Annotated in this window: 22 protein-coding genes; 14 read left to right on the forward strand and 8 right to left on the reverse strand. The window is 58.6% G+C overall.

Going from position 1 to position 24,285, the window contains the following annotated elements:
* Nucleotides 1-119 precede the first annotated feature (119 nt).
* From metG to BMZ10_RS10685, 4 genes are all read left to right on the forward strand, one after another.
* Nucleotides 120-2,162 (forward strand): methionine--tRNA ligase, encoded by a 2,043-nt coding sequence (gene metG / locus BMZ10_RS10670; RefSeq protein ID WP_093461195.1) that lies wholly within the window; start codon nucleotides 120-122, stop codon nucleotides 2,160-2,162.
* Between the two features lie 46 nt (nucleotides 2,163-2,208).
* Nucleotides 2,209-3,252, forward strand: a complete 1,044-nt coding sequence (rsxB, locus tag BMZ10_RS10675; protein WP_093461198.1) for an electron transport complex subunit RsxB — start codon at nucleotides 2,209-2,211, stop codon at nucleotides 3,250-3,252.
* A gap of 85 nt (nucleotides 3,253-3,337) precedes the next feature.
* Complete coding sequence (gene nth / locus BMZ10_RS10680) at nucleotides 3,338-3,976, forward strand: endonuclease III (RefSeq protein ID WP_093461203.1); 639 nt, start codon at nucleotides 3,338-3,340, stop codon at nucleotides 3,974-3,976.
* 105 nt (nucleotides 3,977-4,081) lie between these two features.
* Nucleotides 4,082-4,264: a PA3496 family putative envelope integrity protein gene (locus BMZ10_RS10685; protein ID WP_093461206.1), complete on the forward strand. Its 183-nt coding sequence runs from the start codon at nucleotides 4,082-4,084 to the stop codon at nucleotides 4,262-4,264.
* 105 nt (nucleotides 4,265-4,369) lie between these two features.
* Here BMZ10_RS10685 and BMZ10_RS10690 read toward each other — a convergent pair whose 3' ends face one another.
* Nucleotides 4,370-4,996 carry a response regulator transcription factor gene (locus BMZ10_RS10690; protein ID WP_093461208.1) on the reverse strand — a complete coding sequence of 209 codons (627 nt, stop codon included), beginning with the start codon at nucleotides 4,994-4,996 and terminating at the stop codon, nucleotides 4,370-4,372.
* Nucleotides 4,997-6,134: 1,138 nt separating this feature from the next.
* Here BMZ10_RS10690 and BMZ10_RS10695 point away from each other — a divergent pair.
* Entirely contained in the window at nucleotides 6,135-6,689 is a 555-nt protein-coding gene (locus BMZ10_RS10695; RefSeq protein ID WP_256214474.1) for a hypothetical protein, read from the forward strand.
* Nucleotides 6,690-6,819: 130 nt separating this feature from the next.
* On the opposite strand, the gene BMZ10_RS10700 is transcribed toward BMZ10_RS10695, so the two are convergent.
* Nucleotides 6,820-8,037, reverse strand: coding sequence for an argininosuccinate synthase (locus tag BMZ10_RS10700; protein ID WP_062387973.1), 1,218 nt, complete (start codon nucleotides 8,035-8,037; stop codon nucleotides 6,820-6,822).
* 131 nt (nucleotides 8,038-8,168) lie between these two features.
* Entirely contained in the window at nucleotides 8,169-9,140 is a 972-nt protein-coding gene (locus BMZ10_RS10705) for a flagellar protein MotY (protein ID WP_093461211.1), read from the reverse strand.
* Between the two features lie 147 nt (nucleotides 9,141-9,287).
* Between BMZ10_RS10705 and pyrC the strand changes: the two genes are divergently transcribed.
* From pyrC to bfr, 4 genes are all read left to right on the forward strand, one after another.
* A complete protein-coding gene (pyrC, locus tag BMZ10_RS10710; protein ID WP_093461217.1) occupies nucleotides 9,288-10,334 on the forward strand; it encodes a dihydroorotase in 1,047 nt (348 codons plus the stop codon).
* Nucleotides 10,331-11,008: a ribonuclease T gene (gene rnt / locus BMZ10_RS10715; protein WP_093461221.1), complete on the forward strand. Its 678-nt coding sequence runs from the start codon at nucleotides 10,331-10,333 to the stop codon at nucleotides 11,006-11,008. Before pyrC ends, rnt begins: the two co-directional genes overlap by 4 nt.
* Before the next feature lie 242 nt (nucleotides 11,009-11,250).
* Complete coding sequence (locus BMZ10_RS10720) at nucleotides 11,251-11,469, forward strand: bacterioferritin-associated ferredoxin (RefSeq protein WP_092410435.1); 219 nt, start codon at nucleotides 11,251-11,253, stop codon at nucleotides 11,467-11,469.
* A gap of 201 nt (nucleotides 11,470-11,670) precedes the next feature.
* On the forward strand, nucleotides 11,671-12,147 hold the full coding sequence (gene bfr / locus BMZ10_RS10725; RefSeq protein ID WP_065992554.1) for a bacterioferritin: 477 nt from the start codon (nucleotides 11,671-11,673) through the stop codon (nucleotides 12,145-12,147).
* A gap of 169 nt (nucleotides 12,148-12,316) precedes the next feature.
* On the opposite strand, the gene grxD is transcribed toward bfr, so the two are convergent.
* From grxD to BMZ10_RS10740, 3 genes are all read right to left on the reverse strand, one after another.
* Nucleotides 12,317-12,646, reverse strand: a complete 330-nt coding sequence (grxD, locus tag BMZ10_RS10730) for a Grx4 family monothiol glutaredoxin (protein ID WP_093461226.1) — start codon at nucleotides 12,644-12,646, stop codon at nucleotides 12,317-12,319.
* A gap of 115 nt (nucleotides 12,647-12,761) precedes the next feature.
* Nucleotides 12,762-14,870: a molybdopterin oxidoreductase family protein gene (locus BMZ10_RS10735; RefSeq protein ID WP_093461229.1), complete on the reverse strand. Its 2,109-nt coding sequence runs from the start codon at nucleotides 14,868-14,870 to the stop codon at nucleotides 12,762-12,764.
* Between the two features lie 147 nt (nucleotides 14,871-15,017).
* Complete coding sequence (locus BMZ10_RS10740; RefSeq protein WP_093461232.1) at nucleotides 15,018-15,320, reverse strand: hypothetical protein; 303 nt, start codon at nucleotides 15,318-15,320, stop codon at nucleotides 15,018-15,020.
* A 460-nt stretch (nucleotides 15,321-15,780) separates the two neighbouring features.
* On the opposite strand from BMZ10_RS10740, the gene argF reads away from it, so the two are divergent.
* Both argF and BMZ10_RS10750 read left to right on the forward strand, forming a co-directional pair.
* Nucleotides 15,781-16,701: an ornithine carbamoyltransferase gene (gene argF / locus BMZ10_RS10745; protein WP_093461235.1), complete on the forward strand. Its 921-nt coding sequence runs from the start codon at nucleotides 15,781-15,783 to the stop codon at nucleotides 16,699-16,701.
* Nucleotides 16,698-17,777, forward strand: coding sequence for an ABC transporter ATP-binding protein (locus tag BMZ10_RS10750; protein ID WP_371265961.1), 1,080 nt, complete (start codon nucleotides 16,698-16,700; stop codon nucleotides 17,775-17,777). The genes argF and BMZ10_RS10750 overlap by 4 nt, the downstream gene beginning before the upstream one ends.
* Before the next feature lie 604 nt (nucleotides 17,778-18,381).
* Here BMZ10_RS10750 and BMZ10_RS10755 read toward each other — a convergent pair.
* Both BMZ10_RS10755 and ybaK read right to left on the reverse strand, forming a co-directional pair.
* Nucleotides 18,382-19,170 (reverse strand): PhzF family phenazine biosynthesis protein, encoded by a 789-nt coding sequence (locus BMZ10_RS10755; protein WP_093462550.1) that lies wholly within the window; start codon nucleotides 19,168-19,170, stop codon nucleotides 18,382-18,384.
* 101 nt (nucleotides 19,171-19,271) lie between these two features.
* Nucleotides 19,272-19,742: a Cys-tRNA(Pro) deacylase gene (ybaK, locus tag BMZ10_RS10760; protein ID WP_093461243.1), complete on the reverse strand. Its 471-nt coding sequence runs from the start codon at nucleotides 19,740-19,742 to the stop codon at nucleotides 19,272-19,274.
* Between the two features lie 284 nt (nucleotides 19,743-20,026).
* Between ybaK and glpK the strand changes: the two genes are divergently transcribed.
* From glpK to glpD, 3 genes are all read left to right on the forward strand, one after another.
* Nucleotides 20,027-21,532, forward strand: a complete 1,506-nt coding sequence (gene glpK / locus BMZ10_RS10765; protein ID WP_093461246.1) for a glycerol kinase GlpK — start codon at nucleotides 20,027-20,029, stop codon at nucleotides 21,530-21,532.
* A 129-nt stretch (nucleotides 21,533-21,661) separates the two neighbouring features.
* The gene (locus BMZ10_RS10770) at nucleotides 21,662-22,417 is read left to right on the forward strand and encodes a DeoR/GlpR family transcriptional regulator (protein WP_037012305.1); all 756 of its coding nucleotides are present in this window, start codon (nucleotides 21,662-21,664) and stop codon (nucleotides 22,415-22,417) included.
* 295 nt (nucleotides 22,418-22,712) lie between these two features.
* Entirely contained in the window at nucleotides 22,713-24,251 is a 1,539-nt protein-coding gene (glpD, locus tag BMZ10_RS10775) for a glycerol-3-phosphate dehydrogenase (protein WP_093461249.1), read from the forward strand.
* The last annotated feature ends 34 nt before the right edge of the window (nucleotides 24,252-24,285 follow it).

Raw genomic sequence — 24,285 nt, forward strand, 5'->3', positions numbered from 1 at the left:
GGGGCCGGGTTTTTACCCATAACTCGCGAAGCCGATTCCCACACGCTGTGCGGGATGAAAAAAAACGCTCAGGCCTTTATAGTGGCCGACCTCCGTTTCACTTCAAGTAGCCGAGCCCCATGTCCGAGCCACGCAAGATTCTCGTCACCAGCGCCCTGCCCTATGCCAATGGTTCCATTCACCTTGGCCACATGCTCGAGTACATCCAGACCGACATGTGGGTGCGCTTCCAGAAGCACCGCGGCAACCAGTGCATTTATGTGTGCGCGGACGACGCCCATGGCTCGGCCATCATGCTGCGTGCAGAAAAGGAAGGCATCACCCCGGAGCAACTGATCGCCAACGTTCAGGCTGAACACAGCGCCGACTTTGCCGACTTCCTGGTCAACTTCGACAACTTTCATTCCACTCACGCCGAGGAAAACCGCGAGCTGTCGAGCCTGATCTACACACGTCTGCGCGACGCTGGCCACATCGCCACGCGTTCGGTCACGCAGTATTTCGACCCGGAAAAGAAAATGTTCCTGGCCGACCGTTTCATCAAAGGCACCTGCCCGAAATGCGGTACTGAAGATCAGTACGGCGACAACTGCGAGAAATGCGGCGCTACTTACGCTCCGACCGACCTGAAAGACCCGAAATCGGCGATTTCCGGAGCCACGCCCGTTCTCAAGGATTCCAAGCACTTCTTCTTCGACCTGCCCGCCTTCGACGCCATGCTCAAGAGCTGGACCCGCAGCGGCACCCTGCAGGACGCTGTGGCCAACAAATTGTCGGAGTGGCTGGACTCAGGCCTGCAGCAGTGGGACATCTCCCGCGATGCGCCGTATTTCGGTTTCGAGATTCCGGGTGAGCCTGGCAAGTACTTCTACGTGTGGCTGGATGCACCCATCGGCTACATGGCGAGTTTCAAGAACCTGTGCGACCGCACGCCAGGTCTGGACTTCGACGCATTCTGGAACAAGGATTCCACGGCCGAGCTTTACCATTTCATCGGCAAGGACATCGTCAATTTTCACGCCCTGTTCTGGCCGGCCATGCTCGAAGGTTCTGGCTTCCGCAAGCCCACCGCAATCAATGTCCACGGCTACCTGACGGTCAACGGCCAGAAGATGTCGAAATCCCGCGGCACGTTCATCAAGGCGCGCACCTACCTTGAGCACCTCTCGCCGGAATACCTGCGCTATTACTACGCAGCCAAGCTGGGCCGCGGCGTGGACGATCTGGACCTGAACCTCGAAGATTTCGTGCAAAAGGTCAATTCCGACCTGATCGGCAAAGTGGTCAACATCGCAAGCCGCTGTGCAGGCTTCATCCACAAGGGCAACGCAGGCGTGTTGGTGGCGGGCAATGCCGCGCCAGAGCTGACCGATGCCTTCCTCGCTGCCGCGCCGAGCATCGCCGAGGCTTATGAGGCACGGGACTTTGCACGGGCCATGCGGGAAATCATGGCGCTGGCAGATCGCGCCAACGCCTGGATCGCCGACAAGGCGCCGTGGTCGCTGGCCAAGCAAGAAGGCAAACAGGACGAAGTTCAGGCCATCTGCGCGCTGGGCATCAACCTGTTCCGCCAGCTGGTGATCTTCCTCAAGCCCGTCCTGCCGAATCTGGCGGCCGATGCCGAGCAGTTCCTGAACGTCGCGCCGTTGACCTGGGACGATCACCTGACGCTGCTGAGCAACCATCAGCTCAATCCGTTCCAGGCACTGATGACGCGCATCGATCCAGCAAAAGTGGAAGCCATGACCACTGCCTCGAAAGAAGATCTGGCAGCCAGCGTCACCGACACGGGTCCGCAAGGCAACGGTGAACTGGCCAAGGACCCGCTGTCGCCGGAAATCGATTTCGACGCGTTCGCCGCCATTGACCTGCGCGTCGCGCTGATTGAAAAAGCCGAGCATGTCGAGGGTGCCGATAAACTGCTGCGCCTGACCCTCGACATTGGCGACGAGAAGCGCAATGTGTTCTCCGGCATCAAGAGCGCTTACCCGAACCCGGCTGAGCTCGAAGGTCGCCTGACCATGATGATTGCCAACCTCAAGCCACGGAAAATGCGTTTTGGCATTTCCGAAGGCATGGTGATGGCAGCAGGCCCCGGCGGTGAAGAAATCTACCTGCTGAGCCCTGACAGCGGCGCCAAGCCAGGTCAACGCATCAAGTAACCCTGAACGTGGCTGGCGATCTGCGGATCGCCAGTCTGGTCAACGCATGAACCTGATTCAGCGCATCGATGCCCTGTTGCCGCAAACCCAATGCGGCAAGTGCGGCCATCCAGGATGCAAGCCCTACGCCGAAGGCATCGCCAATGGCGAGGCGATCAACAAATGTCCCCCCGGCGGCGACGAAACCATCGCGGCAGTCGCGCGCCTGCTGAATGTGCCCATCATTGCGCTGGATAACGATCGCGGAAGCGCGCCTGCGCAAGTCGCGTTCATCCGCGAAGCCCAGTGCATCGGATGCACCAAATGCATCCAGGCGTGCCCGGTGGACGCCATCGTCGGCGCGGCCAAACTCATGCACACCGTTATCGTCGATGAATGCACTGGCTGCGATCTGTGCGTGGCGCCCTGCCCGGTCGATTGCATCGAACTGCATCCGCTGCCCGTCGCGTCTGTCGTGCCTATCGTCGGCGGACTTGCATCAGACGAAGCTCAGCGCATCGCGCGCGCCGCCAAACGCGGGCATGCACGCCAGCGCTTCGAGGCACGCAATGCCCGACTTGAACGCGAAGAGAGACAGCGTCAGGCCGAGCGCCTCGCCAGACAGCAACGGCCTCCCGCGGCGAGTCTCACGCCCGCCGATCCGGTGCAGGCGGCACTGGAGCGCGTCCGTCTGCAACGAGCCGCCGACAACGATGCGGCACTCAAACAGGCACGCACTCAAGTCAGCATGAGCCGGGCGCAACTTCACAAGTCGCTCAAAGCATTTGGCCATCCACCCACGGCCGAGCAAGCGGCAAGGTTAGTTGAATTAGGGCGCGAATTTGAGGAAGCCCAACGCGGACTGGCAAAGCTGCTTGAAAACGCTCGTTCAGCGCCGACACCCGCGCCGACGTCGTCTCCGGTTCCAGCCAAAGGCGATGCAGCGGGCATGAACCGCGCGAAAATCCAGCTGGCGATGCGCCGTGCCGCGCTGAATAAAGCCATTGCGGCTCAAGACTCTGCCGAGCGCATTGCAGCGCTTGGCAACGAAGTCAATCAGGCTGCAGAGCATCTGGCTGCATTTGATCTGGCCACTGGCAAACCTGATTGACGCCCGCCTGGGGTAAGCCCATGCATCACACGATCTACCGAAGCCGCGACACGCGCCCGACCGTTCCTCGAGGAATACGCTTCTCATGAATGCAGCAAAACGTCTGGAAATTTTTCGTCGCCTTCACGAGGACAATCCTGATCCCAAAACTGAATTGGCCTACACCACGCCATTCGAATTGCTGATTGCCGTCATTCTCTCTGCGCAAGCTACCGATGTCAGCGTAAACAAGGCTACGGCGCGGCTCTACCCGGTCGCGAACACCCCGCAGGCGATTTACGCACTGGGCGTAGAGGGGCTGTCGGAGTACATCAAAACCATCGGGCTTTACAACAGCAAGGCGAAGAATGTCATCGAGACATGCCGTATGCTGATTGAGCTGCACGGCGGCGAAGTCCCGCAGACGCGCGAAGCGCTGGAGGCACTGCCGGGTGTAGGACGCAAGACTGCAAACGTTGTGCTCAATACCGCGTTTCGCCAGCTCGCCATGGCCGTCGACACGCACATCTTCCGCGTCAGCAATCGTACCGGGATCGCCCCGGGCAAGAACGTGGTTGAAGTGGAAAACAAACTGATGAAGTTCGTGCCTCGGAGTTACCTGCTCGACGCCCACCATTGGTTGATACTTCACGGCCGTTACGTCTGTATTGCCCGCAAGCCTCGGTGTGGCAGCTGCCGGATTGAAGACCTGTGCGAGTACAAGCACAAAACCTCCGACGATTGAGCGATAGGTCGGTGGCTAGTTGATCGATTGAAAAAATCTTTTTTACCGGACTCAAGTTTGTCGCTATAAGGTGCGCCAATGACAGCCTAAGTCTGGAGTCAACATATGAGCACTGACAAAGAGCAGATCGACGTAGATGACGACTTCGTGTCCGGAGACTCTGACGAAGCCGCGCAAGTACCGGTAGAGACGGCTAAAACCAATCTCAGCAAACGCCGCACCATTGACAATCTGCTGGAAGAACGTCGACTGCAGCGGCAGTTGGCAGATTACGATTTCGATTTCTGACCCCCTCCCCTCAAGCCTCTCCACTGCGCGAGAGGCTTAGGCCTGTGCCCCATCAGCCCGCGCCGATACCTCATAACCTTACAGGCGGGTTTGCAGCTCGCTCATTCATACCAGTCCGTTGCGCTGGGCAAGTTCGATCAGGTCCACCAGCGAGTGAGCATTGAGCTTGAGCAGCAGGCGGGTCTTGTAGGTGCTGACGGTTTTGTTGCTCAGAAACATGCCGTCCGCAATCTCCTTGTTGGTTTTACCGCGGGCCAGTTGCTGCAGCACCATCATTTCACGCCCGGACAGTCTGTCGACCATTTCCGCTTCGGTTGCATTGCCCAGGCTTGACCGCACCGTGTGCAGCGCCTGGTTCGGGAAATAGCTGTAACCGGACAGTACGGCCTTGATGGCGCTCAGCAGCTCGGTGAGGTCCTGCTGCTTGCAGACATAGCCCGCAGCACCCGCCTGCATGCAGCGCATCGAGAAGTGACCGGGCGCTTGCGAGGTAAGTATCAGAACCTTGAACGACAGCGTCATGGCCGTCAGACGGGCGATGACTTCAAGACCATCAAGCTTGGGAATCCCGATATCCAGAATTACGATATCCGGCAAATGTTCACGCGCCAGCTGCAAGGCATCCACGCCGTTATCCGTCTCGGCAATGACCTCGTAACCATGCCGCTCCATCAACATGCGTACGGCAAGCCGAATGACAGGGTGATCATCCACGATCAACACTTTATTCATGAGCAGTCCATTTCTTTGCTGTTCGAATTTTCAGAGCCCGCACAATAGCTTAGTCGTTTAGTGCTTTGCATGGCGCTCCTCCCTACGGACTAGCAGGCAAAGACCTTTCCCACTCAAGCCACAGAAAAATCCTACAAAACCTGCCTCATCCGCATCCATTGCGATCTTTTTCCTCGGTGCTCCCCCTGCGACGTCCGTCCATCCGGCGGACGCCAGAACATAATTCGGACAAGCCCGAATTGATGACGGACCGAGTTTCTCAACAGGATGGAACATAAACAAATACCTTATTGAAGCATCAGGTGAACGGGTTAGCTGCCGTCGACATATGGCTGGAGACCGGAAATTCGTTCTCCCGGATTGCAATCGTGTTGTCCTGGCATGTTCAAAACACCCTTTACCGGCGTCACGCACACCTGCGCAACTTCAACTGACCTGCCCTGAACTCAGGATATGCTGATCTTGCGAGCATGTGAGAAAACAAAAATCAAAAAATATTGCAAGCATCAAAACGTCTCGGCGGCAGCTGTCTCCGTTGAAAGTACACATTTACACACGCACATTTTCATACATATTTATTTTGGGAAGATTCCTACTTCATCTTGGGAGGCTTCCGAACCCCTACATTTTCGGCCGAAATAGGCGCCTTTTTTCTGTGACGAAGACACACCGCCGAGAAGCTCGACCAGCAAACTTCAACTAACGTTAAAAAACCGTTCACCTCATTGAGAGGCTCCTCCGACATACACGTAATACCATCCAGCGCCGGATATCCAGCAATGAATGGCGAAGCAGAAAAATACTACATAACTAACAGACCCTTATTACCCCGGAATCCATTGCTGAAAAAATATTAAAGAGCGAACGCCTTCTTTGTGGATTTTTTACTTGCCAAAGCAATTACCAATCGTTACTTTTTTCTCAAGTACGCCGCCAGGCGATTCGCACATATAACGACGCCTTCTTGCGACGCACTCATTAAATAGCGCCTTCACACTCTTTTATGCTCTTACCGGGCTTTTAGCACGGAAGATATAAACGGGTTCAAGACCGCACTCTCTTATACGAAGTTTATTTTCATCCAGAACTGCGGCGTTCTTCAGCGTCGTGTATATCAACACGTTCAAAGGAATAAACCATGAATAAAAAGACAGATCCGTCTGGTGTCTCGGTTGATCATCTAAAGATAGCCAGTGCCGTGGAGCACTATATTTCCTGCGGGGGTGTCATCCATGTAGTTCCTGAAGGCCAGACGAGGGAACCCGTGCACCCGACAGGGCCGGCCTGCGCGGCTGATTGCGAATCTGAGATGGACACCAAACTGGAGTTGCTCAAGGGCCTCGTGGCGAAGGGGGCCGGCGTCTCGGCATTGCAGTACTCCTTGCGAATGAACCGCAAGGACATCAAGCGCCTCGCCAGTGAAAACGGGCTGAAGATACGTTACAGCCGCCCTGTGAGGCGGACTCGTAGCGCGCGAAGCCGAGAAGCCACGACCGTTGACGACGTGGTTGCCGGTCATGCAATGCATTACTCGACGCTGGGATATACGGTGCCGGAAATTGCCCAGCTATTGGGCCTGGGCGTCAGGGATGTCTGGGACATCGGTCAGGCATACCGCTTTGAGTTCAACAAAAACCGGGAACACGCCGAAATAGCGCGAGGTGCGCCGGAAGATAAAACCGATTGCGATTGATCGGATGCCCCCAGCCACGACCGCGCATGGGCACGCGGCAGCACTCGTTGAAACGATGGCAAACAAGAGTAACAGCGGAAGGCGTTGAGAAAAGCAGCCCCGGGCGGGGCTGCTCTTGAAACAGAGTGGATCAGAACAGCTTGCGGTTCTTGTTCGCGGCGATGCGCATGCGCAGCGCGTTGAGCTTGATGAAACCGGCGGCGTCTGCCTGATTGTAAGCGCCGCCATCTTCTTCGAACGTCGCGATGTTGGCGTCGAACAGCGAATCGTCGGACTTGCGGCCAGTGACAATGACATTGCCCTTGTACAGCTTCAGGCGCACTACGCCATTTACGTGAGCCTGAGACGCGTCAATCATCTGTTGCAACATCAGACGCTCAGGGCTCCACCAGTAGCCGGTATAGATCAGGCTGGCGTATTTGGGCATCAGCTCGTCTTTCAGGTGAGCGACTTCGCGGTCCAGCGTGATCGATTCGATGGCGCGATGCGCCTTGAGCATGATGGTGCCGCCGGGGGTTTCGTAGCAGCCACGGGACTTCATGCCGACGTAACGGTTTTCGACAATGTCCAGACGGCCGATGCCGTGTTCGCCGCCGATCCGGTTGAGCGTCGCCAGCACAGTGGCCGGGGTCATCTCGACGCCGTCCAGGGCGACGATGTCACCGTTGCGGTAGGTCAGTTCCAGATACTGCGCCTGGTCAGGCGCCTTCTCCGGCGAGACGGTCCAGCGCCACATGTCTTCTTCATGCTCGGTCCAGGTGTCTTCCAGCACGCCGCCTTCGTAAGAAATGTGCAGCAGGTTGGCATCCATCGAGTAAGGGGACTTCTTCTTGCCATGACGCTCGATCGGGATCGCGTGCTTCTCGGCATAGTCCATCAGCTTTTCACGTGAGAGAAGATCCCACTCGCGCCATGGGGCAATGACTTTGACGCCAGGCTTGAGCGCGTAGGCGCCCAGTTCGAAACGAACCTGATCGTTCCCCTTGCCGGTCGCGCCGTGGGAAATGGCGTCGGCACCGGTTTCGTTGGCGATTTCAATCAGACGCTTGGCGATGAGCGGACGGGCGATGGAAGTACCGAGCAGGTACTCGCCTTCGTAGACGGTGTTGGCGCGGAACATGGGGAAGACGAAATCGCGCACGAATTCTTCGCGCAGATCATCGATGTAGATTTCTTTGACGCCCATGGCCTGCGCCTTGGCGCGTGCGGGCTCGACTTCTTCGCCCTGACCCAGGTCGGCGGTAAAAGTCACCACTTCGCAGTTATACGTATCCTGCAGCCACTTGAGGATTACCGAAGTATCCAGGCCACCGGAATACGCGAGAACTACCTTGTTTACGTCCGCCATGCCATCACTCCAACGCGTTGTACGGAAAACCGCTGATTCTACCGTTCAACCACGTGGATTTACAGTGTCGCGACAGCTTCTGACGACGAAGCGACAGAATCTGTCGAGCACACGACTCGATATCAAGACGTTCAGGACGTCTTCGCTGGCGCGGCACCTGACGCCGTGGACGGTGCAGGCACGGGCGAAGGGGCCTGGGCTGGAGCAGGCGACACCGCCGGCGCGGCAATGGGTGCGACGGCAGGTTGCGGCTCCGGCACACGATCAAGATGAATGTTCACCCGACGGTTGCGCGCACGGTTGGCGTTGTTGGTGTTGGGCACCAGCGGGTATTGCTCGCCATGAAAGCGCAGCGTGATTTGTTCTTCGGGCACGCCTTGGGCTTTGAGGTAATCCATGACCGCCAACGCACGGCGACGCGACAGATCACGGTTGGTCAGGCGATTGCCACTGTTGTCCGAGTGGCCATCGAGCTCAACCCGATTCACCGTCGGATCGGCCTTCATGTAAGCGAGCACGGTGTCGAGCCGGCGCTTGGCCTGCGCGTCGAGCTCGATGCCGCCACCGGGAAAACCGATCTCGGCCTGGCGCACCTGCTCGAAGTTCATGGGTAGCAGCTTGGCGGTGCACTGCTGGAAGTCGCCAAACGCTTTGCTGAATTTGACGGGCAGCAGCCGCACCTCCATCGCTCCGCCGTCACGCAGGGCATGACGAATCACCGGGCTGCGCCCTTCCATCAGACCCGCGATCAACCGGCCAGCCTGCGCCTGGTTGGTATTAAAGGGAATCTCGCCGTTGCCGACTTTTACTGCACCCAGATTAAGGTCACTGCGCCCTGGCTGCCACGGCGCGGCGGCGGCGATCAGGGTGGCCGAACCGGACGCGAGGCTGTAGCCGGTAGCCTTCAGTCGGAAAGTCGCCTGTTCACCCGCGCGACGCACGAACTCGCCCGCACCGAAATCGGTGATCGGCTGACTCAGGCGGCATTCGAACTGGTCGCCTTCTACCTTCCACTCAATATTCTCCAGACGGGTCTGGAAAGTGAGAGCCATGGCCGGCAGGCTGGCAAACACGCTGAGCAGGGCTAGATATCGCTGGCGCACGGGAGGCTCCACAAAGAATTCACAGCGTTACAAAATTTATGGCTTACAGCGGGCTATCGGTTGCTTGCTGCAAAACTTGATAGCGAGTGCCTGCAAGAGTCTTTTCCGGTAGCATTCCCAGCGAGTTTGACCCGCCTGGAATCCCCAATGTCCGAACGCCTGACCCTCCTGCGCCCCGACGACTGGCACATCCATCTTCGTGATGGCGCTGTTTTGCCCCACACCGTCGCTGACGTAGCGCGCACCTTTGCCCGCGCCATCATCATGCCAAACCTCGTGCCGCCGGTACGCAACGCAGAGCAAGCGGATGCCTATCGCCAGCGCATCCTGGCTGCGCGCCCCGCAGGCAGCCGTTTCGAGCCATTGATGGTGCTTTACCTCACCGACGTGACTCAACCCGAAGACATCCGTGCCGCCAAGGCCAGCGGCTTCGTGCACGCTGCCAAGCTGTACCCGGCCGGCGCCACCACCAACTCCGATTCGGGCGTGACCAGCGTCGACAAGATCTTCCCGGTGCTCGAGGCCATGGCCGAAGTCGGGATGCCCCTGTTGATCCACGGCGAAGTCACTCGCGGCGACACCGATGTCTTCGACCGCGAGAAAATCTTCATCGAGGAGCACATGCGTCGGGTCGTGGAGCGCTTCCCGACCCTCAAAGTGGTGTTCGAGCACATCACCACAGCGGACGCCGTGCAGTTCGTCAACGAGGCTTCGGCTAACGTCGGCGCGACCATCACCGCGCATCACCTGCTGTACAACCGCAACCACATGCTGGTGGGCGGCATTCGCCCGCACTTCTATTGCCTGCCGATCCTCAAGCGCAACACCCATCAGGTGGCGCTGCTGGATGCGGCGACCAGCGGCAGCCGCAAGTTTTTCCTGGGCACCGACTCGGCGCCTCACGCGCAGCATGCCAAAGAAGCAGCATGCGGTTGCGCGGGCTGCTACACCGCCTTCGCTGCGATCGAGCTGTACGCCGAAGCGTTCGAGCAACGCAACGCCCTGGATAAGCTCGAAGGGTTCGCCAGCCTCAACGGCCCGGCGTTCTACGGCCTGCCCGCCAACACCGACACCATTACCCTGGTTCGCGACGAGTGGACGGCGCCTGCCAGCCTGCCGTTCGGCGAGCTGTCCGTTATCCCGCTGCGCGCCGGTGAGAAACTGCGCTGGCGCCTGCTGGAGGAACACGCGTGAGTGAAGACCAATACGACGACGATCAGGAAGGTTCTGGCGGCGGCACAGGCTCCAGGCATCCGATGGCAGCGCGCTTTCGCGGCTACCTGCCGGTCGTCGTCGACGTAGAAACCGGTGGCTTCAACTCGGCCACCGACGCGTTGCTGGAGATTGCGGCCACGACGATCGGCATGGACGAGAAAGGCTTCGTGTTTCCCGAGCACACCTATTTCTTCCGCGTCGAACCGTTCGAAGGCGCCAATATCGAACAGGCAGCCCTGGAGTTCACCGGGATCAAGCTCGACCACCCGTTGCGCATGGCGGTCAGCGAAGAGACGGCATTGACCGATATCTTCCGCGGTATCCGCAAGGCGCTGAAGGCCAATGGCTGCAAACGCGCGATTCTGGTGGGCCATAACGCCAGCTTCGACCTGGGCTTCCTCAATGCGGCCGTTGCGCGACTGGACATGAAACGTAATCCGTTTCATCCATTCTCAAGCTTCGACACTGCGACGCTGGCAGGCCTTGCCTATGGACAGACTGTGCTGGCCAAGGCCTGTCAGTCGGCGGACATCGACTTCGACGGTCGTGAGGCTCACTCGGCTCGCTACGACACCGAGAAGACCGCCGAGCTGTTCTGCGGCATCGTCAACCGCTGGAAAGAAATGGGCGGTTGGCACGACTTCAACGATTGAGTCCTGCGCTTGCAGAAAAAACCGGCCTTTAGGCCGGTTTTTTTTGGCCTGTATCTGCGCGCGGTCGCTGAAAAGGCGGGACATTGAAGTGACTCAAACGCGCCGCGGCTTGCTTTTGTGCTCACCTTCTTCTGACCACTCATCGGCCATCATCCGACGAAGCAGAAGTAGTTTTGACAAGCATTCTCATTAACATTAGTATCTTTCGCATTGAGCAAATAACTCAGCGACGGTTACTTTTTATGTATGTCTGCCTCTGCCAAGGTGTCACCGACGGACAAATCCGCGAAGCGATCATGGAAGGATGCTGCAGCTATCGTGAAGTGCGCGAGACCTTAGGTGTCGCCAGTAAGTGTGGGAAATGTGCCTGCCTGGCGAAGGAAGTGGTACGTGAAACCCTGACCGAATTGCAGACGACGCAGGCCGCACTCGCATATCCCGCAGAATTTTCCGCAGCCTGAGTCAATCGATTTCAAAGAACCGGACTTCGTGTCCGGTTTTTTTATGCCTTTAATTCAACCGCTTAGCACCAAGATGCGGAACACAAACATTCTTATTCCTATTTATTTTCACTTACTATTCAATAACTTAGGTTTGACAGGCGTTTATATCGGGCTCAGACTTGCCGCTTATATACGAACACCTTCGACAGGACCTCGATAATGAAAGGCGACATTACAGTCATCCAGCATCTCAACAAGATCCTCGGAAACGAGCTGGTCGCAATCAATCAGTACTTTCTGCATGCCCGCATGTATGAAGACTGGGGCCTGAACAAGCTGGGCAAACACGAGTACCACGAATCCATCGACGAGATGAAGCATGCGGACAAGCTGATCAAGCGCATCCTGTTCCTTGAAGGCCTGCCTAACCTGCAGGACCTGGGCAAGATCCTGATCGGTGAGCACACCAAGGAGATGCTCGAGTGCGACCTGAGGATCGAGCGTAAAGGCCACGCCGACCTGAAGGCAGCGATCGCCCACTGCGAAACCGTGGGTGATTTCGGCAGTCGTGAAATGCTGGAAGATATTCTCGAATCCGAGGAAGAGCACATCGACTGGCTGGAAACCCAGCTGGGCCTGATCGACAAGGTTGGCATCGAGAACTACCTGCAGTCGCAGATGGGCGAAGAAGACTGATTCCAGGTTCGCAGTCAAGAAAGCCCCGCCGGGTGTGAGCCTGGCGGGGCTTTTTTATGCGCGGACTCCCGCAAATGGCTGCCCGCCCCTGTCTGGTTTTGAGCAACAGCCGCGCGCAAAAAAGCCCCGTGTCTCGAACGAGACCGGGGCTTTCGGGTAACCGGGTGAATCAGGCGGTCGCGTTCTTCTCGACGGCGGCCTTGATCAGCGGTTGCAGTTCACCGGCGGCGTGCATTTCGACGATGATGTCGCTGCCGCCCACCAGTTCACCGTCGACCCACAGCTGCGGGAAGGTCGGCCAGTTGGCATATTTCGGCAGGTTGGCGCGGATTTCCGGATTCTGCAGGATATCGACGTACGCGAACTTTTCGCCACACGCCATCAATGCCTGAGACGCCTTGGCCGAGAAGCCACACTGCGGGGCATTCGGAGCGCCTTTCATGTAAAGCAGAACGGTGTTTTTGGCAATCTGGTCTTTGATCGTTTCGATGATATCCATGGAGCACCTCGGCTTAACTTTACGACTGTATGAGTCGACACGGTGGCGCATTGTAACGGAATCCCGAGCGTAAAGCTCGGTCTTGGCCTTAGCGCGGTGAGAAATATGATGAGCGTCATGCCGCAGCGACGGTCACCGGAACGCCGTTGAGCGCGGCGTTTCCGGACAAGGCGTCCAGTTGCCGCTCGTCGGTCAGGTCATTGGCGCTGACGCCGGGCTGACCTTTGGCTATCTCCAGTCGTACACCCGCCCTCTCGTGCCCCCAGCCATGGGGCAGGCTCACGACGCCCGGCATCATGTCGGCGCTGCTCGACACCTCCACCTCGATGACGCCGACGCGTGAAGTCACCCGGACACGCTGACCATCGCTCAGGCCGCGTGCGGCCAGGTCCGCAGGATGCATCAGCAGTTGATGACGCGGCTTGCCTTTCACCAGGCGGTGGTAGTTGTGCATCCACGAGTTGTTGCTGCGCACGTGCCGGCGGCCAATCATCAGCAATTCGCCCGCCTGGGGTGTGGACGACTGCGCAAACCGCGCAAGGTCGGCCAGAATCACCGAAGGCGCAGCCTGCACGCGCTGATTCGCCGTCTTCAGACGGGTCGCCAGATTAGGTTGCAATGCCCCCAGATCCAGCCCGTGAGGATGCGCGTACAGCGTTTCCAGCGACAGTTTGTGCGGCGACGCATCCCCGTAAAGTCCCGCACGCAGACCGCGATCGACTATCTGCGCGGGCGGCAGGGTCGGTTTCAGCTCACGTCCGGTCCTGGCGGCGAACGCCTGGGCCAGCCCGACGAATATCTCCCAGTCATGCAGTGCACCCTCGGGTTTAGCCAGGATGGCGCGATTGAACCGTGTGACATTGCGCACCGCGAACATGTTGAACGTGGTGTCGTAGTGGTCGTTTTCCAGTGCGGACGTCGAGGGCAGGATCAGGTCGGCGTGTCGCGTGGTTTCGTTGATGTACAGATCGATGCTGAGCATGAAATCCAGCCCTTCCAGCGCCTCATCGAGCCTGCGCCCGTTGGGCGTGGACAGCACCGGGTTGCCTGCGACCGTGATGAGGGCTTTTATCTGCCCCTCGCCTTCGATCAGCATTTCTTCGGCCAGCGCTGAAACCGGCAGCTCGCCTCCGTATTCCGGCAAGCCCGAAACACGGCTCTGCCAGCGATTGAAACCGCCGCCGGATGTCGAAGCCACCAAATCCAGCGCAGGCTGGGTGCACAACGCGCCGCCGGGGCGGTCCAGGTTGCCGGTGACCAGATTGATCAGTTGTACCAGCCAATGACAGAGCGTGCCGAACGCCTGAGTGGAAACCCCCATGCGCCCGTAACAGACCGCACTACCAGCGCTTGCAAAGTCCCGCGCCAGTTGCCGGATCTGCCCGGCCGGTATGCCGCATCGCTCGCTCATGGCCTCGGCGCTCATCTCGGCAATCGCACTGCGCACGGCGTCTAACCCATCCACGGCCAGGTGACTCTCGCGGGTCAGGCCCTCGGCGAACAAGGTATGCAGCAACCCGAACAGTAATGCCGCATCGCCGCCCGGACGAATGAAAAGGTGCTGATCGGCGATGGCGGCGGTCTCGCTGCGACGCGGATCAACCACGACCACCTTGCCACCTCGCGCCTGAATGGCCTTGAGACGCTTTTCCACATCGGGGACGGTCATGATGCTGCCGTTTGAAGCCAGCGGATTGCCCCCCAGGATGAGCATGAAGTCTGTGTGATCGATATCGGGAATCGGCAGCAGCAAGCCGTGGCCGTACATCAAGTAACTGGTGAGGTGATGCGGCAGCTGATCCACCGACGTTGCCGAATAACGGTTGCGTGTTTTCAGCAAGCCGAGAAAGTAGTTGCTGTGGGTCATCAGCCCGTAATTGTGAACGCTGGGATTGCCCTGATACACCGCGACAGCATTTTGCCCGTAACGCTGCTGGACATCGGCCAGACGCTCGGCGACCAGCTCGAAAGCGGCTTGCCATTCGATCGGCTTCCATTGCGTGCCGACGCGCTGCATGGGCTGACGCAAACGATCGGGATCATTCTGAATATCCTGCAACGCGACGGCCTTGGGGCAGATGTGTCCGCGACTGAACGTATCCTGCGCGTCGCCCTTGATTGAGCTGATCAGCGTCGAGGCATCGTCCTGGCGGGTGGTTTCGATGGCAAGGCCACAGATGGCCTCACACAGGTGACAGGCCCGGTAGTGAAGAGTCTTGGTCATCGCCAGTCTCAAGTTTTTGTAGGGCGATCGGAACGATCACGGTTACAAAACTATGGAGCTTGCCGCAGTGCTTCGCCAGAAACTTCAGTGCCGTGAATCGGACGACATCAGGCGAGCCGATAGCTCGCCGGGGCAATCAGGAGGGAATCAGGACGCCGAACCACCGATGGGCGTGACGACCTTGCGCTGCATCTGGATCTCGTGAACGGTCTCGACCTGCTCTTGCGACACTTGCACGCCGGTCAGTTCGCCGATCAGACGCCAGTGGTCGTCCAGACCGGAACTGATGGTCGCCATACGGTCGATCATCCGACGGCCTGCCGAGCGCGTGACTTCATCTTCACTGCGCATCAGCTCGAAGGACATCGAGGTCATGGAAGCGGTGAGGTGCGTCAGGGTGCGGGCAGTGAGCCCGAGCAGTTCCGTCAGTTGTTTCTCTTTTGAATCCATTCCTCACCCCCTTTGGAGTACATAAGCGGCCTTTATAACCCACACCGATGGTTTAGGAAACGTCCGGTTTTCCGCGGCGTGAAGCATGTCGCATAAGGCCTTATGCCCGATTTTGACTGTTGCGAATCCCGTAGTAATGCACCGAGCGTCATACGAAACCCAGGCATTCGCCTACTGTCGGATTCACAGCGACTACGTAGAGTGGCAAATTGCCTGCCATCAGGCAACACTCTAGCATCAGCTTGGGGTGGATGTGTTCTCAAACCGCCATTTTTAAGCGACCGAACGTCTGACGGCAGCTATGAAACATGTCAGCCCTTGGCATCAGGCGACATTTTCTTATACCCTCGCGCCTCCCCTATTCGTCGCCCCGTGCGGCTTTTGCCGCAGGTCTCGCCCGTTTTCCCGATAAAACCCGGCTTAGAGGATCTGCGGTCTGTTGCAGACAAGGTAGTTAATGATGAGCGCAAGGCACTTTCTCTCGATGATGGATTACACGCCCGATGAGCTGGTCGGCGTGATTCGTCGCGGCATTGAGCTGAAGGACCTGCGAAATCGAGGGGTTCTGTTCGAGCCGCTCAAAGGGCGTATTCTGGCGATGATCTTCGAGAAATCTTCGACTCGTACCCGGGTTTCGTTCGAAGCCGGGATGATTCAACTCGGCGGCCAGGCCATTTTTCTCTCTCCCCGCGACACTCAGCTGGGTCGTGGCGAACCGATTGCCGATGGCGCACGCGTCATGTCGCGGATGGTTGACGCGGTGATGATCCGCACCTTTGCCCATGGCAACCTCACCGAATTCGCCGCTCATTCGCGGGTGCCCGTCATCAACGGCCTGTCCGACGATCTGCATCCCTGCCAATTGCTGGCAGACATGCAGACCTACCTTGAGCATCGAGGCTCGATCAAGGGCAAGACCGTGGCCTGGATCGGCGATGGCAACAATATGTGCAACAGCTATATAGAGGCGGCCATCCAGTTCGACTTCCAGTTGCGCGTCGCCTGCCCCGAGGGTTATGAGCCCAACCCGCAATTCATGGCGTTGGCGGGCGATCGCGTGACGGTGACCCGCGACCCGCGTGAAGCGGTCAAGGGTGCGCATCTGGTCAGCACTGACGTCTGGACCTCCATGGGCCAGGAAGAGGAAACCGCCAAGCGCATCGCCTTGTTCAAGCCGTTCCAGGTCACTCGGGCGCTGCTGGATCTGGCAGCCGAAGACGTCGTGTTCATGCACTGTCTGCCAGCGCATCGGGGCGAGGAAATCAGCGAAGACTTGCTCGATGACGTCCGCTCCGTCGCGTGGGATCAGGCCGAAAACCGCCTGCACGCCCAGAAAGCGCTGCTGGAATTTCTCGTTGCGCCGGCCTACACGCCAGAGTGAGTGATGCCATGCTGCTGAAACTGCGCAACCTCGCCTGCGGTTATCAGGACCATCTGGTGGTGCAGAATCTGAACCTGCACCTCAGTCCGGGCGACATCGGTTGCCTGCTGGGCTCCTCAGGCTGCGGTAAAACCACGACACTTCGCGCCATTGCCGGCTTCGAACCGGTGCACGAAGGCGAAATCGTGCTGGCGGGCGAAGTCATCTCCAAAGTCGGATTCACCCTGGCGCCGGAGAAGCGTCGAATCGGCATGGTATTTCAGGACTACGCGCTGTTCCCGCACCTGACGGTCGCCGAGAACATCGCATTTGGCATCCGCAACCACCCGCGTTTGACGCAGGTCGTTCAGGAAATGCTGGATCTGGTCAATCTCGGCGCGCTGGGCAAGCGCCATCCCCACGAACTGTCCGGCGGTCAACAGCAACGCGTTGCCCTGGCCCGGGCTCTCGCGCCGGAACCGCAATTGCTGTTGCTGGACGAGCCGTTTTCCAACCTTGATGGCGAGCTGCGTCGCCGCTTGAGCCATGAAGTGCGCGATATCCTCAAAGCGCGCGGCACCAGCGCGATTCTGGTGACCCACGATCAGGAAGAGGCGTTCGCGGTCAGCGATCATGTGGGTGTGTTCAAGGAAGGCCGGCTGGAACAGTGGGATACGCCGTACAACCTGTATCACGAACCGGCTACCCCTTATGTTGCGAGCTTTGTCGGACAGGGGTATTTCATCCGTGGGCAGATGATCGACGCGGAATCTGTGCAGACCGAACTTGGCATTCTGCGCGGCAATCGCGCTTATTCAGGCATCAGCGGAACGGCGATGGACGTTTTGTTGCGACCCGACGACATCGTGTACACCCCGGACAGCGCATTGAAGGCGAAGGTGGCGAGCAAAACATTTCAGGGCGCGTCGACGCTGTATCGCCTGCAATTGCCGACCGGCACTCAACTGGAGGCGCTGTTTCCGAGCCATGCAGACCTGCGCACTGGGGACGAAGTCGGCATCAGCGTCTGCGCAGAACATCTGGTCCTGTTCCGCGCGGCGGGCAGTGTGCCAGTGCATCAAGAAGCAGCGGTCTGAGAAACAGGCTTCGAGCACAGGGTTTTGTGCTTGACCTATGCCGGCAGACGCTGAAATCGTGCGGGGTGAGCCAACTGTCTTTAACGCCCCTTCGATCAACGGCGTAATACTCGACGCCTTCCCGGCTGAAGCCGGTCCTACGAAAAACTTGCAGCGTCTGTAGGACTGGCTTCACTCGGGAAAAGGCCGGTTCATGCCTTGCAGATGCAGCGTCTGGAATTCAGTCTTCGCGGGCAAGCGCGCTCCTACAGGATTCGTGTCTGGGAGGAGAATCGGGAATGCCCGGAGATCCCTGTGGGAGTGAGCTTGCTCACGATGGGGCCGATATGTGCGCCGCATAGATATCGCGTGACAATAGCGTTCGAGTTTTGTGCTCGACACACACCTGGCAACCCCACAAATCCCTTGTAGGAGCGCACTTGCCCGCGATCCGGCGCGCAGCGGTAGCAGAATCGGATGACGGGGTATTTCAGGCAGAATGCATGGCCTGGCTTTACGACGACTGCGTCGCCGATCGCGGGACAAGCCACGCTCCTACGGGTAGTGCATCACGCCTTCTCGGACAAGCTCGCTGCCGCAGGTGAGTGTCTAGCAGAACGGTTGATCACCCAACCGTCAAGGTGCCGCTGGCGACCAGTGTCGCGTCGCCGCCGATCTTGACGCGATCGCCTTCAAGCCTGCAAAACAACTCTCCACCACGGGCCGAGCTCTGGTGTGCGGTCAGGCTGAATTTGTTCAGGCGTGACGACCAGTAGGGAATCAGGCAGCAATGGGTCGAGCCGGTGACAGGATCTTCCGGAATACCGATGGCAGGCGCGAAATAACGGGACACGAAATCGTAGCGCTCGCCATCTCCCTTTGCCGTGATGATCACGCCCGGCCAAGGCAGTCGGGCGATCGCCGCGAAGTCCGGCTTGCAAGCGCGTACCGCCTGCTCCGACTCCAGCACCACCAGCAGCTCCGCCGAGCCCAGCACGTCCACCACTTCTGCATTCAGGGCGCGTTCGATATCGACAGTCACCCCCACTTCGCTGGGCGGCATGGCGGGGAAATCCAGCAGCAGCCGGCCGTTCTCGCGCGTCACACTCAACGGGCCCGATTTGCTGACGAACTCGATGGTCTCGGACGCTTCGCCATATTTCTCAAGCAGCACAAACGCGCTGGCCAACGTGGCATGGCCGCAGAGTGGGACTTCATGGGTCGGGGTGAACCAGCGAATGTGCCAGCCCTGCGCTTCGCGCACGACAAACGCAGTTTCGGAAAGATTGTGCTCAGCGGCAATGCGCTGCATCAGCTCATCGGTCAGCCATGCATCGAGCCGGTAAACCATGGCCGGGTTACCCGCGAACGGCCGATCACTGAACGCATCGACCTGATGAAATTCAAGCTGCATGGAAGGCATCCCCAATCATTGTTGTAGGGCGGCGTCCTGCCTTGGTCGCCGCAAACGGTCGCTGTGCGAATAATCCTGATATTTCTGATGATGCAAAGGAATCATTCGCGGCCAATCTGAGCAAAAATCGCATTGGTGTGCTGGGCGAGCACCGCCGCGGAAAGTTCGACCTCAAGTCCCCGTCGGCCCGCGCTGACGTAGATAGTGGCAAAAGGTTGAGCGGACTCGTCAATGAAAGTTCGCAGTCTTTTCTTTTGCCCCAACGGGCTGATGCCACCGAGCAGATAACCGGTGGCTCGCTGTGCTGCGCCCGGGTCGGCCATCTCGGCCTTCTTTGCGCCAGCGGCGTGAGCCAGGGCCTTCAAATCAAGCGAACCTGCAACCGGCACGACTGCCACCAACAATTCGCCTTTTTCCGTGCTGGCCAGCAATGTCTTGAAGACCCGAGCGGGCTGCAGATCGAGCTTTTCTGCCGCTTCCAGCCCGTACGAAGCCGCTTTGGGGTCGTGTTCATAACTGTGCACCCGATGCTCGGCGCGGGCTTTTTTCAGTAAATCCAGTGCGGGGGTCATGCAGCGCTCCAGAGGACCAGATTGTCTCTTGTTTATGCCGTCACTTTAGGCCATTTGCCATCGAAACGCCTCTGTTCCGCGCGCTCGCGCGAATAAAATCGGCCCAGTCGTCCAAGCCTTGCAGCGGTTCACTTTCGACCTTTGACATTGTTCGTTTACGTCTATATTTTTTCGAATACGAATATTCAGTCGTCCACCGTGAAGAGCACCGCGCAATCGGTGCGTTTTCGCACGTAAACTGATGACAGTCTTCCGGACACCCGCGTTATCACCAGGCAATCGACATGACCGACACCGAAAACAAGAATTACATCATCGCTCTCGACCAAGGTACGACCAGCTCTCGCGCCATCATTTTTGATCGCGACGCCAACGTGGTCAGCACTGCGCAGAGTGAGTTCGTTCAGCACTATCCACAGCCTGGCTGGGTCGAGCATGATCCGATGGAAATCTTCGCCACCCAGACCGCCTGCATGACCAAAGTGCTGGCGCAGGCGAATCTGCATCACAATCAGATTGCCGCCATCGGCATCACCAATCAGCGGGAAACCACGGTGGTCTGGGAGAAGGACAGCGGGCGTCCAATCTATAACGCGGTCGTCTGGCAATGCCGACGCAGCACGGAAATCTGCCAGCAGCTCAAGCGCGACGGTCTTGAGGACTACATCAAGCAAACCACCGGTCTGGTCATCGATCCGTACTTTTCCGGCAGCAAGCTGAAGTGGATCCTCGACCACGTCGAAGGCAGCCGGGAACGCGCGCGCCGTGGCGAGCTGCTGTTCGGTACCGTCGATAGCTGGCTGATCTGGAAATTCACCGGCGGCAAGGTGCATGTCACTGACTATACCAACGCGTCACGCACGATGATGTTCAACATCCACACCCTGGAATGGGATCAGCGGATGCTGGAAGTGCTTGACGTACCGAGGGAGATGCTGCCCGAGGTCAAATCCTCATCTGAAGTGTACGGTCACAGCAAAAGCGGGATTGCCATCGCCGGTATCGCAGGCGACCAGCAATCGGCGCTGTTCGGTCAGATGTGCGTGGAGCCCGGTCAGGCCAAGAACACTTACGGCACCGGTTGCTTCCTGTTGATGAACACCGGCAAGAAAGCCGTCAAGTCGAACCACGGTCTGCTCACTACCATCGGCTGCGGACCGCGTGGCGAAGTGGCTTATGCGCTGGAGGGCGCGGTATTCAACGGCGGGTCGACGGTGCAATGGCTGCGCGACGAGTTGAAGATCGTCAACGACTCGATGGACACCGAATATTTCGCCACCAAGGTGAAGAACAGCAACGGGGTGTATCTGGTTCCAGCGTTCACCGGGCTGGGCGCGCCGTACTGGGATCCCTACGCACGCGGAGCGCTGTTCGGCCTGACGCGCGGCGTAAAAGTCGATCACATCATTCGCGCAGCGCTCGAGTCCATCGCGTATCAGACCCGTGATGTGCTGGATGCCATGCAGCAAGACGCTGGCGAGCCGCTAAAAGCGCTGCGCGTCGACGGCGGCGCGGTGGCGAACAACTTCCTGATGCAGTTCCAGGCTGACATCCTCGGGACTCAGGTGGAGCGTCCGAAAATGCGTGAGACCACCGCGCTGGGCGCCGCTTATCTCGCAGGGCTGGCGATCGGCTTCTGGAGCGGCCTGGATGAGCTGAAGGACAAGGCCGTGATCGAGCGCAGGTTCGAGCCGCAGTGCGACGAGGCCGAGAAGGAAAAACTCTACGCAGGCTGGCGCAAGGCCGTTGAGCGCACGCGCGATTGGGAGCCTCACGAAGAGGCGGAATAAGCACATAAACCGTGTATGACCTTCGGGAGCGAGCTCGCTCCCGAAGGTTGATCTGACGTGCAGATTTTTCCGGCTGACAGGTAATGGCTGCCTGCGGCATCATGGGCGCCCTCGCCCGAAGGAAAAAAAATGAATCTGCCACCCCGTCAACAGCAGATCCTTGAGCTGGTCCGTGAGCGCGGCTACGTCAGCATTGAGGAAATGGCGCAATTGTTCGTCGTGACCCCGCAAACCATCCGCCGCGACATCAATCAGCTGGCAGAAATGAACCTGCTGCGCCGCTACCACGGTGGTGCCGCTTACGACTCCAGCATCGAAAACACCGCTTACGCGATGCGCGCCGACCAGATGCGCGACGAGAAACAACGTATCGCCGAGGCCATCGCGGCCCAGATTCCCGACCACGCCTCGCTGTTCATCAACATCGGCACCACCACTGAGTCCATCGCTCGCGCGCTGCTGAATCACAACCACCTGAAAATCATCACCAACAACCTGCACGTTGCGTCGATTCTCAGCGGCAAGGACGATTTCGAGGTCCTGCTGGCGGGCGGCAATGTGCGTCGTGACGGTGGCGTGGTGGGTCAGGCCAGCGTTGACTTCATCACGCAGTTCAAAGTCGATTTCGCCCTGGTAGGGATCAGCGGCATCGACGAAGACGGCAGCCTGCTGGACTTCGATTATCAGGAAGTGCGGGTTTCACAAGCCATCATCGCCAATGCCCGGCAGGTCATTCTGGCCGCTGACTCCAGCAAGTTCGGCCGCAACGCGATGGTTCGCCTCGGCCCCATCACGCTGATCGACTGCCTGGTAACTGATCAGGCACCGGTGCCAGCGCTGGCCCAGTTGCTGACGCAGAACAAGATCCGACTGGAAGTGGTTTAAGCTTCGCTCCTCGCCTGCGTCTGCCCTAAGACGCAGGGTGCCCGCCTGCCGCGTCCCTCCAGGACCTCTCGCTTTCATCGACGGTAATCGCGCACACGCTCCATCCGCGGTCAACGCTCGAATGTTCGATATTGTTCCTTTCCCCACACTTCAATCAGTATTTTCAATCAATACTGAGTAGTTCGCGGCTCGTTATTGCGCTACTATTTTCGGAAATGAACATAAATGTTCGAATTCGCCTTTCAAGCGAGCGCCTTTGACGACAGGCGTCACCGAATCCAGACAGGAGGCCCCGATGGCCAGCGCCACTTTGCCCACCCCACCCCTTTCAGAGGTCTATGACATCGCCGTTATCGGCGGTGGTATCAACGGTGTCGGCATCGCGGCAGACGCATCGGGGCGTGGCCTTTCGGTTTTCCTGTGCGAAAAGGACGATCTGGCAAGCCATACGTCTTCCGCCAGCAGCAAACTGATCCATGGCGGTCTGCGTTATCTGGAGCATTACGAGTTCCGCCTGGTGCGCGAAGCACTGGCCGAACGCGAAGTGCTGCTGGATAAGGCTCCGCATATCGTCAAACCCATGCGATTCGTGCTGCCCCACCGCCCGCATCTGCGTCCGGCATGGATGATTCGCGCCGGCCTGTTCCTTTATGACCATTTGGGCAAGCGCGAAAAGCTTCCTGCGTCAAAGAACCTGCGTTTTGGCGCTGACAGTCCGCTGAACAGCACCATCACTCGTGGTTTCGAATACTCGGACTGCTGGGTCGACGACGCGCGTCTGGTCGTACTCAACGCCATGGCCGCTCGTGAAAAAGGCGCTCATATTCATACGCAGACCCGCTGCCTGAGCGCCCGACGCAGCGGCGGCCTGTGGCACCTGAACATGGAGCGCGTGGATGGCAGCCTGTTTTCCATTCGCGCCAAAGCGCTGGTGAATGCGGCGGGTCCGTGGGTGGCCAAGTTCATTCGTGAAGACTTGAAGCTCGAGTCTCAGTACGGCATCCGTTTGATTCAGGGCAGCCACCTGATCGTGCCGAAACTCTACGAAGGCGAGAACGCGTTCATTCTGCAGAACGAAGACCAGCGCATTGTATTCGCGATTCCATATCTGGAGCGCTTCACCATCATCGGCACGACCGATCGCGAGTACACCGGCGATCCAGCCAAAGTGGCGATCACCGAAGGCGAGACCGATTACCTGCTGAAAATCGTCAACGAGCATTTTAAAAAGCAGCTCAGCCGCGACGACATCATCCGCACCTATTCGGGCGTGCGACCGCTTTGCAACGACGAGTCGGACAATCCGTCAGCGATTACGCGCGATTACACGCTTTCTCTGTCGGGAAGCGCTGAAGAGGCGCCGATTCTCTCGGTCTTCGGCGGCAAGCTGACGACCTATCGCAAGTTGGCCGAATCGGCAATGCAGCAGCTGGCGCCGTTCTTCCCGCAGATGAAGCCGAGCTGGACCGCCAAGTCCAGCCTGCCGGGTGGCGAAAGCCTGACCACGCCAGCGGCACTGGCCACCGAGCTCAAGCAGCGTTTCAGCTGGCTGCCGGCGGACATTGCCAGCCGCTGGGCGATTACCTACGGTTCGCGCAGCTGGCGCATCGTCGAAGGCGCGCGGGATCTGACAGACTTGGGCGAGCACCTTGGCGGCGGGCTGTACAGTCGTGAGGTTGATTATCTGTGCAGCGAAGAGTGGGCGGCCAAAGCTGAAGACATTCTGTGGCGCCGTACCAAGCTGGGCCTTTTCACCACGCCTGAAGAACAGCAGAACGTCCAGACTTACCTCGACAAGGTAGCGCGCAACAAGGGTGCCATCGAGGCGGCATAAATCAACACCAAACAGTGTAGGAGCGCGCATCCCC

Origin of the sequence: Pseudomonas sp. NFR16, assembly GCF_900108875.1 — a bacterium.
Taxonomy (GTDB): domain Bacteria; phylum Pseudomonadota; class Gammaproteobacteria; order Pseudomonadales; family Pseudomonadaceae; genus Aquipseudomonas.